Raw genomic sequence first — 15,055 nt, 5'->3', positions numbered from 1 at the left:
ATATTTATCAAATATTTGAAATTAAATCTATTTTTTGCGACCAGATTTTTAACAGGAAAGATTTATCAGCCGCAAAAAAAGTCTCAGTATGATGGACATAAAGAACAGGGAAGAGCTTGTAAGAGGACACGGAAGAAGGCGAGATGCTCTTGAAATAATAGAATCGGGTATAGAAGCGGTCCTTCCCGGCAACGTCATAAAGAACATGGTCAGCCTTACAGGGAACAGGCTGGTCATTAAAGGACATAATATAGATCTGTCAAAATATGATAATATTTACGTCGCCGGAGGAGGAAAAGCATCTGCGACGATGGCGGTTGAGATAGAGAACATTTTGGGGGACAGGATAACTTCTGGATTGGTTAACGACAGGTATGGGACAAGATCATGCTCGAACATAATAAAGGTCAACTGCGCAGGGCATCCGCTCCCGACAGAGGAAGGCTTCCGCGGCGTACTTGACATGATCGAAATGCTATCAAACACTACCGAAAGGGATCTTATAATATTTCTCATATCGGGCGGAGGCTCCTCGCTTCTTCCTTACCCTGGTCCGGGTATCAGCCTTGACGATAAGATAAAGATGACCGACCTTCTTCTCAAGTGCGGTGCAAAGATCTCTGAAATAAACACTGTTCGTAAGCATATCTCAATGATAAAGGGAGGAAGGCTTTTAAGATACGTCAACGGCTCAAGGGTATTGAGCCTGATCGTATCTGACGTGGTAGGAGATAATGTTAGCTTTATAGCTTCCGGACCCACAGCGCCCGATGATACCACTTACAGGGATGCTATGAATATCATTAAAAAACATAAACTGGAAGAACTATCGCCAAAGAGCATAATCAGGCACCTTGAAGCGGGGATAAGAGGAGATATACCCGATACTCTAAAGACCGGGGACCCGTTATTCAACAAGGTCACTAACATCATCATCTCAAGCAACATAGTCGCCCTTAAAGCAGCTTCGTCTAAAGCTAAAGAGCTTGGATACAATCCCGTGATACTGGGATCATGCATAACAGGGGAAAGCAAAGAGGTAGCGCTCGTACATGCCGGAATAGCCGAAGAATGTTTAAACTCGGGTAATCCGGTAAAGATACCGTCGGCTATCATCTCAGGAGGGGAGACGACGGTGACCATAAGCGGAAGCGGTAAAGGGGGGAGAAACCAGGAATTTGTGCTTGGCTTTTTACGCGAGTACAGGGACGGGATCACTGTAGTGTCAATGGATACAGATGGCATTGACGGGGATACCGATGCGGCCGGAGCCATAGCCGACGAGACGACCCTTGACCGCGCCCTAAAAGAAGGATTATCCATAAGTTCTTTTTTATCCGATAACAATTCCTATGAATTTTTCAAGAAAATGGATGACCTGATATTTACAGGGCCTACCGGGACCAATGTCAGTGATATCCGGTTGGTGCTTGTATACGGTAGATAAGCATTTTTTATGGCTGAAAAAATCACTAATAATAATTATAGTTCGAAACGTTTATTAAGAATCAAAGTGTGTTAAGGTGTAGCATTGAAGGGAAAAATATGAACTGTAAGACATTTTCCAGCCTTTTATCAAACCTGAGAGAGAAGAGGCCGCTGGTCCATCACATCACCAACTATGTGACCGTAAATGATTGCGCCAACATCACGCTTTGCATTGGAGCGGCACCGGTCATGGCACATGCCCATGAGGAAGTCGCCGAGATGGTCTCGATGGCAGGAGCTTTAGTGCTGAATATAGGTACGCTTGACAAATCTCAGATAGAGTCAATGCTCATAGCAGGAAAAAGAGCGAACCAGTTAAACATTCCGATCATACTTGATCCTGTAGGCGCAGGGGCGACCAGGTTAAGGACAGAGTGTGCTAATCGCCTTTTGCATGACCTGAAGATATCGGTCATAAAAGGGAATGCAGGGGAGATCGCGATACTCGCGGGCGAAGAAGGCATTGTAAAAGGCGTGGACTCGCATGGAGTGAAAGGCGACCCGCTAAGCATTGCAAAAAGCCTGGCGTCAAGCCTGGGCCTGACGGTTGCCATGAGCGGGGCGACTGACATCGTCACGGATGGTAAAAAATCGATATTCATCGATAACGGGCATGAGCTCATGGGAAAAATATCGGGCACGGGATGCATGGCGGCCTCGATATGCGGCGCTTTTTCATCGGTAACTGAAGATAGCGTCACATCCACAGCGGCAGCCCTGACAGCATTTGGCATCGCAGGTGAGAAAGCAGGCGTTAACAATTATGCCCCGTTCTCGTTCAAGACATCCCTTTTCGACGAGGTATATAAGCTGTCGCCGGAAGACCTGGAAAAATATGCCAGAGTGAGGGTAATATAAGTTATGATATACGGCCTGTACGTGATAACGGATGAAAGATTATCAAGAGGGTTATCCCACGTAGAGCTGGCCCGCCGTGCCATAGCAGGCGGCGCAGACGTGATCCAGCTAAGAGACAAAGAAAAAAGCGGAAAAGAACTGACGGGATACGCCCTTGAGATAAGCCGCATCGCAAAAAAGGCCGGAGTGCTATTTATCGTAAATGACAGGCTGGACATAGCGTTGATCAGCGGCGCCGGCGGCGTGCACCTGGGACAGGATGACATTCCTGCGGTTTTGGCCAGGAAGATAGCACCGCCGGGATTTATCATAGGAGTGTCGACAGGCACGGTCGAAGAAGCCATAAAAGCTGAACAGGATGGCGCGGACTATATTGGCGTCGGGCCGGTGTATACGACTTCATCCAAGATCGACGCAGGCCCGGTATGCGGCATCGGGCTTTTAAAAGAGATCAAGTCCAGAGTATCCATACCTGTAGTGGCCATAGGCGGAATTAATAAGAATAATCTAACAGAGACTCTGGATACAGGAGTTGACGGCGTAGCGGTCATATCGGCCGTCGTAAGCCAGGAAGATGTTGAAAAAGCCACAAAAGAACTGAAAGCCTTAATCCAGAATATCAATGCATGAACTATTCTATTTTTATTGAAGGAATAAATATTATGAATCTTACTCCTTTAGTATGATCCCCGGGAACCCGGTCTTCGATCGATATTTTGCCGCCAAAGTCATCCACCAGTGTTTTTATCAGATATATCCCAAGCCCTTTTCCGCTCACCCTCGGTTTTCCTTTTGGATAGAGTGTGAATAGCTTATCCTTTAATTCATCGGGTATACCGGGACCGTTATCCTCTATAGACACCATGCAAAATTCCTTTTCTTCCATCGTGATCTGATCGATCACGATCCTTATGATAAGGCCGCCTTTGCTATGCTTGATCGAATTACCTAGGACGTTCGAGAAGACATCGTATAGCAGGTCGTTAGCGTTGACATAGCACACACTCGGGCATTTCTTGTCGATCGTAATGTCCCTGTTGATAATTTCGGAATACCTGGGTACGATCTCCTCCATCATCTGGCAGACCTCTATGGGATGGAACCTTACGCTCTTATCCTTCACCTGCCGCAGCTTTTTCACGTTATTGATCAGGTCCCTGCTGCTTTCGAGAGCGACTAAAGGCTTGGATATCAGCTCTTTACCATAATCGTCCAGGTGCAGCGTGTTTAATGCCAGCTCTATGAATCCCATACCGATCTGGTTCATATTGTTTATGTCATGGCACATGAGGTCCAGATAGAGCTCTGCCTGTGCTTTAGCCTCTTTCAACTCTTCGTTAGCTATTTTAAGCTCGGATGTCCGTTCCTGGACACGGATCTCGAGCTCGTCGCGCGCTTTTCGGATAGATTCCTCGGCACGCTTGCTTTCGGTGATGTCCCTTGCTATAGCGGATGCGCCGATAATGTTGCCGTCCGAGTCCATTATTGGGGATATTGTCAATGAAACGAAAAGCTCTTTACCGTCCTTTCTTTTTCTGACAGTCTCATAATGCTCTATGTGCCCGCCATTTTTAATTGTCTCAAGTATTTTGGCGGTTTCATCTTTAAGACCCGGCGGTATGATCATAAATATGGAATTCCCGATAATTTCATCCGCCCTAAACCCATAGATCTTTTCTGCACCGCGGTTCCAGCTTGTCACTATCCCGTCCATATCTTCGCTTATTATGGCGTCATCCGATGACTCCACAATAGATGCAAGTACCCTGAGCCGTTCTTCTCTTGTTTTTATCTCTGATATCATATTATTGAATGTGTTAGCCAGGTCGCCTATCTCATCATCACGCGAGATGTCGGTCTTAACAGTATAGTTGGTCTTTGGGGACTTTCGCATTGTATCCGACAGGCTGATTATGGGGTCGGTCAGATATTTCGAAAATTGATATCCGAACAATAATATGCCGGCAATGAACAGTAAAAGGACCTTGAATATCAGTTCAAGCTCTTTTGTCAATTGCTCATAAGCGATGTATACAGGTGTTGAAATAAGTATACCCCAAAAGTTCTCGGGGACAGGGGAATAAGCAACGATACGCAATTGCTCATCGAACGTATTACTGGTCTCGATAACCCCTTCCTCACCCCTTAATACATTCTGTACCGGTAAATACGGTGAAAAATCGGCATGTGTTTCCACATAGGTCTTGTTATCGTGTGATATTATCCTGCCATTATTATCCACAAGAAAGAGATTACTCTTCGGGTCTATCTTTTGGCTTTGAATGCTATCCTGTAACATAGCAGGTAGCACGGTGACTACCATATGCCCCAATATATCATCTTTTTCTTTTACAGGTGATGCAATTGCGAATACGTAATCATCTTCCACATAGCTGTAATAAAGCCCTGTTACAATAGACACGTTTTTATTCTCCGTATCTTTAAACCAGTCATATACATTTAAATTCTTAATATCGGCGGGTTTTGTCGTGTAAATTATATTGCCGTCAACGTCAACTATCTGGATAAACCGGACCTGAGGCACGTTCATATACAGGTTTTCAGCGATCCTCTCCAAAATTGAAATATTTTTTTCGCGGACGCCTTTTACAGTTTCATAGTCAGTAGATACTACATCTACGGTAGTACTGATGTTTTCCGTGTACATGTAAACATAATTTGCGACAAACCGGGCATCCTGAAGGCTGGATAACTCTACATTATTCTTTATGTTCTTTTGCGATTGATAGAGCCAGATACCGCCAAGCACTAAGACCGTGAGAAGAGATATGAGAATAAGTAGTGCCATAGTGCGGGTCCGGATCGATTTTAAACGCATAATATAAAATTAAAATAATAAATTAATAAACATTGTTGTGATAATTACGTGTATATTTTAATAGTATCAGAATTGGGAATATTCTGCCATAGAAATGATTTTATCAGAATATCGAAAAGTCTATGAACTGTCGCGCCATTAACCATACCTATCATATCTGGTGAACGATAAATGGAATTCATTGACATTATGCTGTGGGCCTCGCTACTACTTTTTGTCATAGGCGCTTTGTTACCAAAGGACAAGGGATTTAAAGTGGCGGCCGCAGGCTGGATATTGTTCGGCTTCAGGTGGGGCGTGCTTACGCCGGATTTTTACTTTAACGAGCATAATATCCTATATACAATAGCATGTGCCCTTGCTATACCTGTCACACTGTACATGGCATACATAATGGTAAGATATGAGCGCGAGTCGCTCATGATCCTTACAAGAAGCGCCGCTATCAGTAGTATATTCTATTTCCCTTTCGCAAATATTCCTGAATTGAACAGATGGCTGATAGACTTCACGACATCCGTCACTATCGCATCGGTAAACGCGTTTGGGCAGGGAGCGCTAAGGACAGACTTTGATATGATAATGCTTAACGGTTTTCCCGTACAGATAATACTCGCATGCACGGCCATACAGAGCATGGCACTGTTCGTCGGTGTCGTAGGATGCATAAAAGCGCCGCTGGATAGAAAAGTCAAGGCTTTCATGATATCGGTGCCGGTCATCTATCTGTTAAACTTCGTGAGGAACACGTTCGTCATATCCGCATACGGCAACCAATGGTTCCAGATAATACCGGAGACTATCGTGGGATGGACCGGTGAGCCCGCAAGCTATGCAAGCTTTTTCTGGGCGCATAACGTGCTTGCTGAGCTTGGGTCAATAATTGCACTTATATTCATATCGTACGCGGTCATCACTCTGCTTCCTGAGACTATAACGTACATAAGGGATATCTTCAAATTAATAAATATAGAAAATGTGAAAAGATCGTTAAAAGGGCAGGAGATCGCCGAGGCTATACCCATACCGCGTGAAAAATAATGGGTTATCCGAACATTCTTTTTTATATTTTAGGTTCTTGCCGGGTGTAATTTAAAAATCACGCCGCGCATATTATTGATCATGAGAGAGCGCCCCGTTGTTACGGTTGCGGTCGAGGACATGGGCATCTTGCTCATCGGAAGCGTCCATACGTTATACAGGAACGTGCCCGGTGTAATTGACGAGATCGAGCGTTTTTCTCCAGGCTACATTGCGATCGAATTGATCGACAGGAACCAGGAGTCAACCTCGCACGAGATCGAAAACATAAGGCGTATGTACTATCCTAAGATTTTTGGCATAGACAGGCCGATCGACATCACTGTAAAAAGATACCTGGGCGGGACTGATCCGGGCGTGTTCTTAAGGGAAGAGATAATGAGATACGCGTGTTTACCCCTTAACATTGCATCCAGTTTATCATATGACCATTTACACGGGCTTTATAACAGATTATTTCCGGGCCGGTTTTATACGTTCGGATGGTCGGAAGATGACACAAGGAGGTATATCTATGAGAGGGACGAGTATATGGCCGGAAAATTCATCGATCTTATGAGATCCCTGAAAGACTCAGGCATAACTCACGAAAGATATGTCATCCTGACCGGAAGAAGACACATCCCAGGCATACTTTGCATACTCGAGGCATACAGGTATACGAATGATGTGGGAAGCTATTATGCAGGGGGTAAGGTGCTGGATGTGTTCAGCCTTAAAGAGCTTGAAGATCCCCTGCCGCTTGCATACGATAAAAGCCGTGATAATTATATCAAGAACAGGTTCATCAAATCCATATTAAGCTCTTTATTCCTTCCGGCATACAGCCTGCTATTTTTCATCATAGCGCTGGCCATACTCCTTGCGGTCATCGCAGGGATATATTCGGCAATAAGTGCACTGATCTAAGATGGATTTAAAGAATACAGATTAAAATGATCTTTAAAAAAGACCTGAAAACAAATGATTAATGTCAAGTGACAGAGTCACTTGATCAAAAAATTCAGTCTACGAGCACTGCGTTAACTTCGCCGTGCTGGCCTGGCCTGCTTGTGATCCTGGCCTTACCGAGCTCGGTGTTGACGACTGCGCCCTTGGTAAGGATGTTACGCCTGACGTAGTTCTTGTTTGCCGGGTTTCCGGTAACGGTCTGCATCTTGACCTTCTGGGTCTTTCCGGTCTTCGGGTCGGTTACGTTCGCGAACTCCTCTTTCAGGATCTTGACCTTGATGCCATTGCCCATGGCGTTTACGACCTTATTCTTTGAGGCACCGAGGATCGGCTGGGTTACGTCCCTTCCAAGCTCGAATTTCCTCTTTCCGCGGTTCAGTTTAAGTCTGCCGCCGGTGACCTTCCTGATAGATTTTCCCTGATACTTCATAATTTTAACCTCAATGATTTTAAGATACCATTGCTCGATGTACCACCCAAGAGATGCCTTCATAACATATAAAACTTAGGATTTATCCGGGTAGTATCCGCTAGAGTATATCCGTTAATGTATAAAAGATGTATAAATAAGTATTGGATGTTTATTAAGGGAAGAGACAGAACCCGGACATACGGCTCCCGTAATCATCAATAAGATAGACAAAATATGATAATGGATCGATGCGATCACTAATGTAAGACCGGTTGCCGGTAATCTAGCTTACAAGCACGCCCATAGCGCTTTTTTGCTTTTTGTTCTCCATGTCAAGAGCCGTGTCTATCATGTTAGAAGGCGCGTCAGTATCGACCAGTATCTTCCTTTCGAAGCTATACCACTCAGTATGGTCGATAGGGATCAATTCGTAGCCGCGTTCGGACAGGTATTGTTCTAACCCGTGGAGATAGCACATTTTTAATTTATTGACATCGTCGAACTCGTCGTCAAGCATTAACTCCACAACTTTTATCATATCAGTACCTCAAATGCAAATATTCATTAAAGTACTAGAAAGCAACCTGAGTTTATAGCGAAAATATTCAAAAAAATCGGTAATAACGCCATGTATATTAACTGGTTATCACGCCTTTTAGCCATTAAGTGTATAAAATCAATCCCATTGTACGTAAACTATTTCTCGAATCAATCCGTTCAATCTACTATAAAATCGCATAGTAATAGGAGTATAGTTCATGAGCAGGGTCTATTATCACTTCCCAAGGGAGATAGATTTTGAGCGCCATTATGGCTTTAATGCTGATATGAGATACCTGATGAAGGTAATGGCAAGCATTCACGGTGGATCAGGGTCGATGGAATTCGAGACAGTAGCCCCGAACGTAAATGTGCATGTCAGGACAGTAAAGGCAAGAAGGGATGTTGTCGTGGAGGTCACAGAAAAAAAGATTGACTTTATTCCATTGACACAGGAAAACCTGACCAGGGTCCTGCCGACGCTGGAGCAGGACGGGACTGTCGACTACCGGGTTACGGTAAGATACTCTTACTATGATGAGAATTTTCAAAAAATGACCTTAAAGAGCGATGTTTTCCTCGTGCGCACCATACTGGGCGATGACCTGACCATACAGGTCAAGCTTGTTGACGGCCACGGCAGGACGCTGCCCGAGGAGATAGCGAATACTATAGAGACACAGCTACAATCATACCATGGATAAAAAGAGCCGGCGGGGGGAACGGGTAAGGAGTTTAAGATATGCGGAAGTTCCTCGGATACAATATAAGATCATTAAGCGCACTGATATTGATAATATTAATATTCCCTTTTTTTACGCTGTCTAATATAAACGCGAACGCCGAAACGATCGTTGTCGACGGATCTATCACGGCAAACAATCACGTCACGGAAAGAACGACCATAACATTATCCGGCTTAGACCTTGCCGGCCTATCAAACGGATCCAGGGTCACGTATAATGCTCCAATCTATACGTCATACCAGGTAAACGGGTTCTCCCAATCAGTTTCGGGATTCGGCATGACAGCAAGCCCGGCACCATCAAGGTACCAGGACATGACGGACAGTTACGGGAACGGCTACAGGCATTATGAGTGGGACATAGGCACAGGCTCCGGGTCAAGCATGACGTTTGTGATCACGACATCGTTCAATGCGATACTCACAGGGGATGCGAGCCCGGTCGATATGAAAGACAGTATCGGGACTTCGGCGTATTCTCAGTTCACTGTTCCGACCGCTATGGTGCAGTCTAACGATCCTGCCATTATAAGTAAAAAGAATGAGCTGCTTGCAGGGGCATCAACCCAGGCGGAGGCCGTGGAGAGGATAATTGATTTTGTCAAGATAAACATCCCCGTTCATGACAGTACCCGTCCGAAGGACGCAGTCTCGTCCCTGAACGACAATAGAGGCAATTGTGTCAACAGGGCACACCTTGCGCTGGCGCTGATCAGAAGCGCCGGGATACCTGCAAGATACGTATCCGGACAGATATACGATAATACGATAGAGATATGGTATAGAGTGCCTGAAGGGCTCGCACAGAGAACATTTAACTGGGACCACGGGCCGCATGCATGGATCGAGGTATATTATGCGGAAAAAGGCGTATGGGTACCATATGATCCATATCTTACCAAGGGGTTCGTAGACAACCGCCATATAAAATATGGCGTGAGCGTTGACGGGAACATCCAGAATACTGCCACACACGGCGAGCCGGGCTTACTATTGGTCACAAACATAAATCCGGGAGCGCAGGCATCCATCGGCAATTCATTGACGATCAGTGATCTGCAGGATGATCCTCGATTACAGTATGTGTCTACAAAGACATCGCCAGAAGGCGGGTTCATGATATCCAGGGATCTGCAAAGTTCGGCGATAAAGGAATCCGGCATTTCATTATCATTATCTAACGATAGGACGTATGTGAACTCGCCAGTATCAATAACAGCATCTATCACACCCGCCCGCTCCGATGGAGTGATAACAATAAGATCGAGCGCTGACGGCATCTCATGGGATGAGATCGCATCGGGCAGCCCGTCATTGGGGCGCTATACCTATTCCTATGCCCAGAATGAGCCGGGGCAAAAATACTTTAAGGCATCGTGGAGCGGAGCAGGAGGGTATCCGGGCTCGGAAAGCCAGAACATATTGCTGACGGTCATCAATCGTACTGCGACGCCGACTCCCTGCCCGACGCCTGACGTTTCAGTATCCCCGACCGCTACGCCTGATCCGGCATCTCAAGACAATAATTCTTACACAGGCGGGCAGAGCAATGTCCCTGAAAACGGGATAAGCAAATACTCAATATCAGGCTTTGTCATGGATTCGGTGAACAATGGCCCTATTATGAACGCGGTGATTTACCTTGACAATATGTCTTTCACTACGGACAATTCGGGTTCGTTCAATTTTAGCGTGAACAACGGCACATATGTCATAAAGGTCGTAGCTGAAGGATATGGAGACCATAATAAGGATCTGTCGGTTAACGGCAATGATTTAGATATTATCATCAACATGGAAAAGCAGAACAATGGTGCGCCGGTATCCACGGATGGCAAATTCAATGTCAGTATCCCGGGTTTCGAGGTCTTGATGGCGATGCTATCTATAATGATAGCGGGCTACAGGAGACAAAAAATAGTTCGATAAATTAGCAATAAGAAAAAAAGATGCCGGATATTTGCCCGTCATGAACGGGTGTTTTAACCTGCTTGTTTAAAAGGCTTTATCCGCATCTTACTTACTTTTTCCGTGCAGTTTATAATGGGCGAGCAGCGCCTCTATCTGGATCCTTTCGTGGGCCCCCTCCGTAAGACGGAAATCGGCCTCGCCGATACGGTCTACGAGAGCTACGAGAACGTCCTCGTCAAGTCCAAGCTCAAAAGTGGCCCGGTAGATCTGATCGATAATATCGCTTCCGGAAAGGCCATATGTAACCAGCAGGTCATCAAGGCGGTTCCGCGCGTCCATGAACTGGCCGTTTAGCGCCAGCTTTAACATCTCGTTGATCTCTTCCGGCCTGGCCGTGCTCGTTGTCTGATATACGACTTCGGAAGTGATCCGGGAGGAGACCGTGGCCGAAGACTGCAGGGCGTTGATAGCCCGCCTCATATCGCCTTTTGAGATGTAAATAAGAGCTTCCATGCCGTCTTTTGTTATCTCAAGGTTTTCGTTCTTTGCGATATTCTTTAAGCCGGTTTCTATGTCTTTTGAGGATAGGGCCCCGAATCGGTAGACTGCGCACCTTGACTGGATAGGTTCGATTATCTTGGATGAATAGTTACAGGATATGATAAACCGGCAAGTCGCCGTATATCTCTCCATGGTACGCCTTAACGCGGATTGGGCGTCTGACGTCAGGGCGTCCGCCTCATCGAGGAATATTATCTTGAAACTTGCCGATCCCAGCGGAGCTGTCCTGGCGAAATTCTTAATATTATTTCGTACTACGTCAATGCCTCTTTCATCCGATGCGTTCAGCTCTGTAAAATTGCTTTGCCACGTATCGCCGAATAGCTCTTTCGCGATAGCGATAGAGCACGCGGTCTTACCCACGCCGGGAGGACCGGAGAACAATAAGTGAGGCAGATTTCCGGACTTGACATATGATTTTAGCCTTTTTACGATCTGTTCATGCCCGACCACTTCATCGAGCGTTTTGGGCCTATACTTTTCCGTCCAAATCTCATCTTCTGCCATCTATGATACTTCCACGTTGTATATAGCGGTACTACGTTTTATATCTTATTTTATATCTCATCTTCTATGAAATTTTTCCAGTCCATGATTTTAGTTTGTCCCGAAAATTAATAAAAAAATGAGAAGAACAGCAGGTCATTAGCTCGTTTGATCCCATGAAAATTGCCGCATATGATCGCGAACGATGACTATCAGGCACGCTGTAAAGTGATATGATGCGCTGATAGGGAAAACATGACATGATCCTATTCACATTATAAACAGATAGGCCTATGACGCACAGCATTAAAAGATGAGATCGCGCATGGATATTATCATCCGCTTACCCCGAGAAGGCTGCAGATCAGCACGATCAACGCACCCAGAGACACCATACGAATTATCGACCTAAGATAACTCTGTTTTGATATCCTGCCTGAATATCCCCCTAAAAATACCAGTGCCAGAAGCGACAATATTACCGACACATAAACCGCTATTCCCCTGTCTAAGAGTAAAAAAGGAGTTATCGGGACGATAGCCCCTATAAGGCTGGCGCCGCCATGGATAATAGAGTCCCGGATGATCTTGCGCCTCGCGATCTGTTCGATCTTAGTATGTCTCAGGTCCTGTAAAATGGCCTTTTCCACTGCAGATATCTTACCATACTGAACTGCAGTTTCCGCAAGGTATGTTCCGATGCCATTGGTCAGGCATAATGCTATGCCGCCTCCGAGGGCTGCTTTTATTATTATGGTAGCATTTGCGCTGGTCGTGGACACGCCTACGATAATACCGAGGACGGCAAGCAGCCCGTCAATGCTCCCCAGAATAAAGTACCTGCCTATCTCACTATCATCATTCATGTCTATCCTGGTTTATAGTTTATCCGGATAAAATAATGGCCTATCTATCCTGAAGCGTCTCAACCTCTTCCACCAGCTTTATTCCGGCGGCCACCTCATCGACGCTGTGTATCACTGCACCCATGTCCTCGATAGTCTTTTCGATCTCGTCAAAATCTATGTTCGTTCCCTCTATAGTAATCTTAATGTTCTCGGTCTGCGAGTCGACCTCATAGAGGCTAAGATTGACGCCAGTGACATGGTTCAATTTTGACAAAGACTTTGCCAGTTCCAGTATCGTTGGCTGGTGCGGCTTAAGAACATCAAGGACAAGTCTCTTTATACCCGTCATATCTATCAATTCATTTAATTTTAGAATTTAATTTATATTCTTTATACTTGATTATGACAGTATATCACTTTTGCTATGAACTAGTAATTATTCTAATAAAAAATCCAAAAATCCATACTTAAATTTAAGAGTCAGAAAGTTAATAACTTATGGAGTCAGTGCAGGGGATAGAATGAATAAGTCGGTACCGGTAATAATTGGTTTTTTGGCCATCCTTATACTAAGCGCCAATGCCATAGCTGATGATAATGCCTATAATAAATTAGCCATCCATACGTCTCAGCCCTGCCTGAGGGCTGGCATGGATGACAACCTTACGATCACAGTGACCCTGATGAACGGAAACGAAAGGGTAAATATGGCCGATGTGCCTATCTTTTTAAAAGTGCTTAAGGACGAAAATGCCATTTCGGTCGACAGGCTGATGATCATAACGGATGATACCGGCTCGGCGTTTGCATCTGTGAAACTTGCCGACGGATATGAGATTTCTGGAAAAGATCTGCCACTGCTTATACAGATCACGGCTTCTGCCGATCGTCATATGACAAGCACGAACATCAATATCACAGATATGGGATCAATAAACGGTTATGTCATAGACGACAGATCGAATACTATCCTTAATGCCAGCATTAAGGTATACTCTCAGGACGGCACATGGGCTTCCTATATAGGTGACGGAGAGCCGTTTTACTCAAGTAACGGCACGAACGCCCCCATGGGCACATATTCTATAGAAGGCATCCCGCTCGGCACAGGCAAATTCGACATAGTGGCCGAGAAGAATGGTTACACTGGCAGCATCGTATTTAATGGCATAGAAAAAGAGCTGACCAGGGACATCATAATACGTGATTTTATAGATGATGCTGCCACGCCTGTCCCGTACGTCACGGGGATGACAAATTCCGGAGCTACAGTGCAGCCTTCTGATAATACCGAAAAAGAATCGGTACCGATGCCCACCCCTATGACTAACACCGTGCTGATCGTCATAGCGATAGTGACGGTGGCATATGCCGGATTAAAGGTATATAGAAAAATGTTCCGATGAGGATGCGATTGAAGTTAAAGATCCTGTTCACTTATTCATCACGAAAGGACACAATAGAACACTAGCTTTCACCACAAAGCGCACAAAGTCGAATAAGGACCGCTGAACTTTCACCATGAAATCTTTGATGAGCGGGTTCTTGCTCAGGTTTTAATAATGAAAGAACGTGTCGTAACTACCCGGTCTTTGAGATGAAGTTTTTTATGGTTGTGCCTGTCGGATGGCAGGTAGACACATAACCTCACAGAAACACGGAAACACAAAAATTTTTTTATATGATATTTTAAGAGCTCAAAAAGCACTAAGAATTTACTCACTAAATCACAAAGGCTCCAGTATCACCGTCAACGCTCTAACACCTCTAACGCTCGGCCCAACGCACTAACCTCTCTAAGTCACCAACGCTAAAACAAGACCCGAACATTCTCCAAGGGGCACGAAGGTCTGATTGCACGGTTGACGCTTACATGATCGATATACTCTTGTTGATGGATCAGGGATACACAAACCGGGATATTAAACCTTCGTGCCCTTGGAGAATGTTCGGGTCTTGTTTTAGCGTTAGTGGATTAGGGCACTTCGAGCATTAAGCCGAGCATTTGAGACTTTAGCGCGTTGACGGTGATACTGGAGCCCTTCGTGATTTAGTGAGTAAATTCTTAGGGTTTTCGTGACCTTAAAAAATCATATAAAAATTTTTGTGTTTCTGTGATTCTGTGAGGTTATGTGTCTACCTGCCATCCGAAAAGCACAACACCAGAACATCGATCTCAGAACGGATGTTATATGATAATTTTTAAAAAGACCATCCATAAGTTTTCCATGGGCACGCACAAGGGGCTCCAGTAGTTCCGTTGGTGTGTGAGTGGTTGTTCGGTGTTTTTGTTGGAAGGCGTTTTCCTCTTGTGTTGAGATATTTTTCTTTTTATGGGATTAAAAAGTGTTTATATCTCTGAGGGTTTGCCTTCC

Annotated in this window: 14 protein-coding genes; 8 read left to right on the top strand and 6 right to left on the bottom strand. The window is 45.0% G+C overall.

The features are described 5' to 3' along the window. The first annotated feature begins 88 nt into the window (after positions 1-88). The 3 genes from CUJ83_RS09045 to thiE all read left to right on the top strand — a co-directional run bounded on the left by CUJ83_RS09045 (position 89) and on the right by thiE (position 2,976). Positions 89-1,447 (top strand): glycerate kinase type-2 family protein, encoded by a 1,359-nt coding sequence (locus CUJ83_RS09045; protein ID WP_230741979.1) that lies wholly within the window; start codon positions 89-91, stop codon positions 1,445-1,447. A gap of 98 nt (positions 1,448-1,545) precedes the next feature. Beyond that, positions 1,546-2,346 (top strand): hydroxyethylthiazole kinase, encoded by an 801-nt coding sequence (gene thiM, locus CUJ83_RS09040; RefSeq protein ID WP_230741978.1) that lies wholly within the window; start codon positions 1,546-1,548, stop codon positions 2,344-2,346. A 3-nt stretch (positions 2,347-2,349) separates the two neighbouring features. Beyond that, positions 2,350-2,976 carry a thiamine phosphate synthase gene (thiE, locus tag CUJ83_RS09035; RefSeq protein WP_230741977.1) on the top strand — a complete coding sequence of 209 codons (627 nt, stop codon included), beginning with the start codon at positions 2,350-2,352 and terminating at the stop codon, positions 2,974-2,976. 1 nt (position 2,977) lies between these two features. On the opposite strand, the gene CUJ83_RS09030 is transcribed toward thiE, so the two are convergent. Beyond that, positions 2,978-5,155 carry a PAS domain S-box protein gene (locus CUJ83_RS09030; protein ID WP_230741976.1) on the bottom strand — a complete coding sequence of 726 codons (2,178 nt, stop codon included), beginning with the start codon at positions 5,153-5,155 and terminating at the stop codon, positions 2,978-2,980. A gap of 201 nt (positions 5,156-5,356) precedes the next feature. Between CUJ83_RS09030 and artA the strand changes: the two genes are divergently transcribed. Together artA and CUJ83_RS09020 are read left to right on the top strand one after the other, a co-directional pair. After that, entirely contained in the window at positions 5,357-6,226 is an 870-nt protein-coding gene (gene artA, locus CUJ83_RS09025) for an archaeosortase A (RefSeq protein WP_230741975.1), read from the top strand. Positions 6,227-6,307: 81 nt separating this feature from the next. After that, complete coding sequence (locus tag CUJ83_RS09020; protein WP_230741974.1) at positions 6,308-7,135, top strand: hypothetical protein; 828 nt, start codon at positions 6,308-6,310, stop codon at positions 7,133-7,135. Between the two features lie 94 nt (positions 7,136-7,229). Here the strand turns inward: CUJ83_RS09020 and CUJ83_RS09015 are convergent, their stop codons facing one another. Together CUJ83_RS09015 and CUJ83_RS09010 are read right to left on the bottom strand one after the other, a co-directional pair. Continuing rightward, complete coding sequence (locus CUJ83_RS09015) at positions 7,230-7,607, bottom strand: 30S ribosomal protein S8e (protein ID WP_230741973.1); 378 nt, start codon at positions 7,605-7,607, stop codon at positions 7,230-7,232. Between the two features lie 265 nt (positions 7,608-7,872). Continuing rightward, complete coding sequence (locus CUJ83_RS09010) at positions 7,873-8,127, bottom strand: hypothetical protein (RefSeq protein WP_230741972.1); 255 nt, start codon at positions 8,125-8,127, stop codon at positions 7,873-7,875. A 220-nt stretch (positions 8,128-8,347) separates the two neighbouring features. On the opposite strand from CUJ83_RS09010, the gene CUJ83_RS09005 reads away from it, so the two are divergent. Both CUJ83_RS09005 and CUJ83_RS09000 read left to right on the top strand, forming a co-directional pair. After that, on the top strand, positions 8,348-8,833 hold the full coding sequence (locus CUJ83_RS09005) for a hypothetical protein (RefSeq protein WP_230741971.1): 486 nt from the start codon (positions 8,348-8,350) through the stop codon (positions 8,831-8,833). 38 nt (positions 8,834-8,871) lie between these two features. Beyond that, entirely contained in the window at positions 8,872-10,803 is a 1,932-nt protein-coding gene (locus tag CUJ83_RS09000) for a transglutaminase domain-containing protein (RefSeq protein WP_230741970.1), read from the top strand. Between the two features lie 87 nt (positions 10,804-10,890). Here CUJ83_RS09000 and CUJ83_RS08995 read toward each other — a convergent pair whose 3' ends face one another. From CUJ83_RS08995 to CUJ83_RS08985, 3 genes are all read right to left on the bottom strand, one after another. Then, positions 10,891-11,853 (bottom strand): replication factor C small subunit, encoded by a 963-nt coding sequence (locus tag CUJ83_RS08995; RefSeq protein WP_230741969.1) that lies wholly within the window; start codon positions 11,851-11,853, stop codon positions 10,891-10,893. Positions 11,854-12,167: 314 nt separating this feature from the next. Beyond that, positions 12,168-12,698 (bottom strand): VIT1/CCC1 transporter family protein, encoded by a 531-nt coding sequence (locus tag CUJ83_RS08990; RefSeq protein ID WP_230741968.1) that lies wholly within the window; start codon positions 12,696-12,698, stop codon positions 12,168-12,170. 40 nt (positions 12,699-12,738) lie between these two features. Continuing rightward, the gene (locus CUJ83_RS08985; protein ID WP_230742163.1) at positions 12,739-13,029 is read right to left on the bottom strand and encodes a DUF211 domain-containing protein; all 291 of its coding nucleotides are present in this window, start codon (positions 13,027-13,029) and stop codon (positions 12,739-12,741) included. A gap of 172 nt (positions 13,030-13,201) precedes the next feature. Here CUJ83_RS08985 and CUJ83_RS08980 point away from each other — a divergent pair, with 172 nt between their 5' ends. Continuing rightward, the gene (locus CUJ83_RS08980) at positions 13,202-14,086 is read left to right on the top strand and encodes a hypothetical protein (protein WP_230741967.1); all 885 of its coding nucleotides are present in this window, start codon (positions 13,202-13,204) and stop codon (positions 14,084-14,086) included. Positions 14,087-15,055: the final 969 nt, after the last annotated feature.

Source organism: Methanooceanicella nereidis, from assembly GCF_021023085.1.
GTDB classification, from domain to species: Archaea; Halobacteriota; Methanocellia; order Methanocellales; family Methanocellaceae; genus Methanooceanicella; species Methanooceanicella nereidis.
This window is presented reverse-complemented; position numbering and strand designations above follow the sequence as displayed.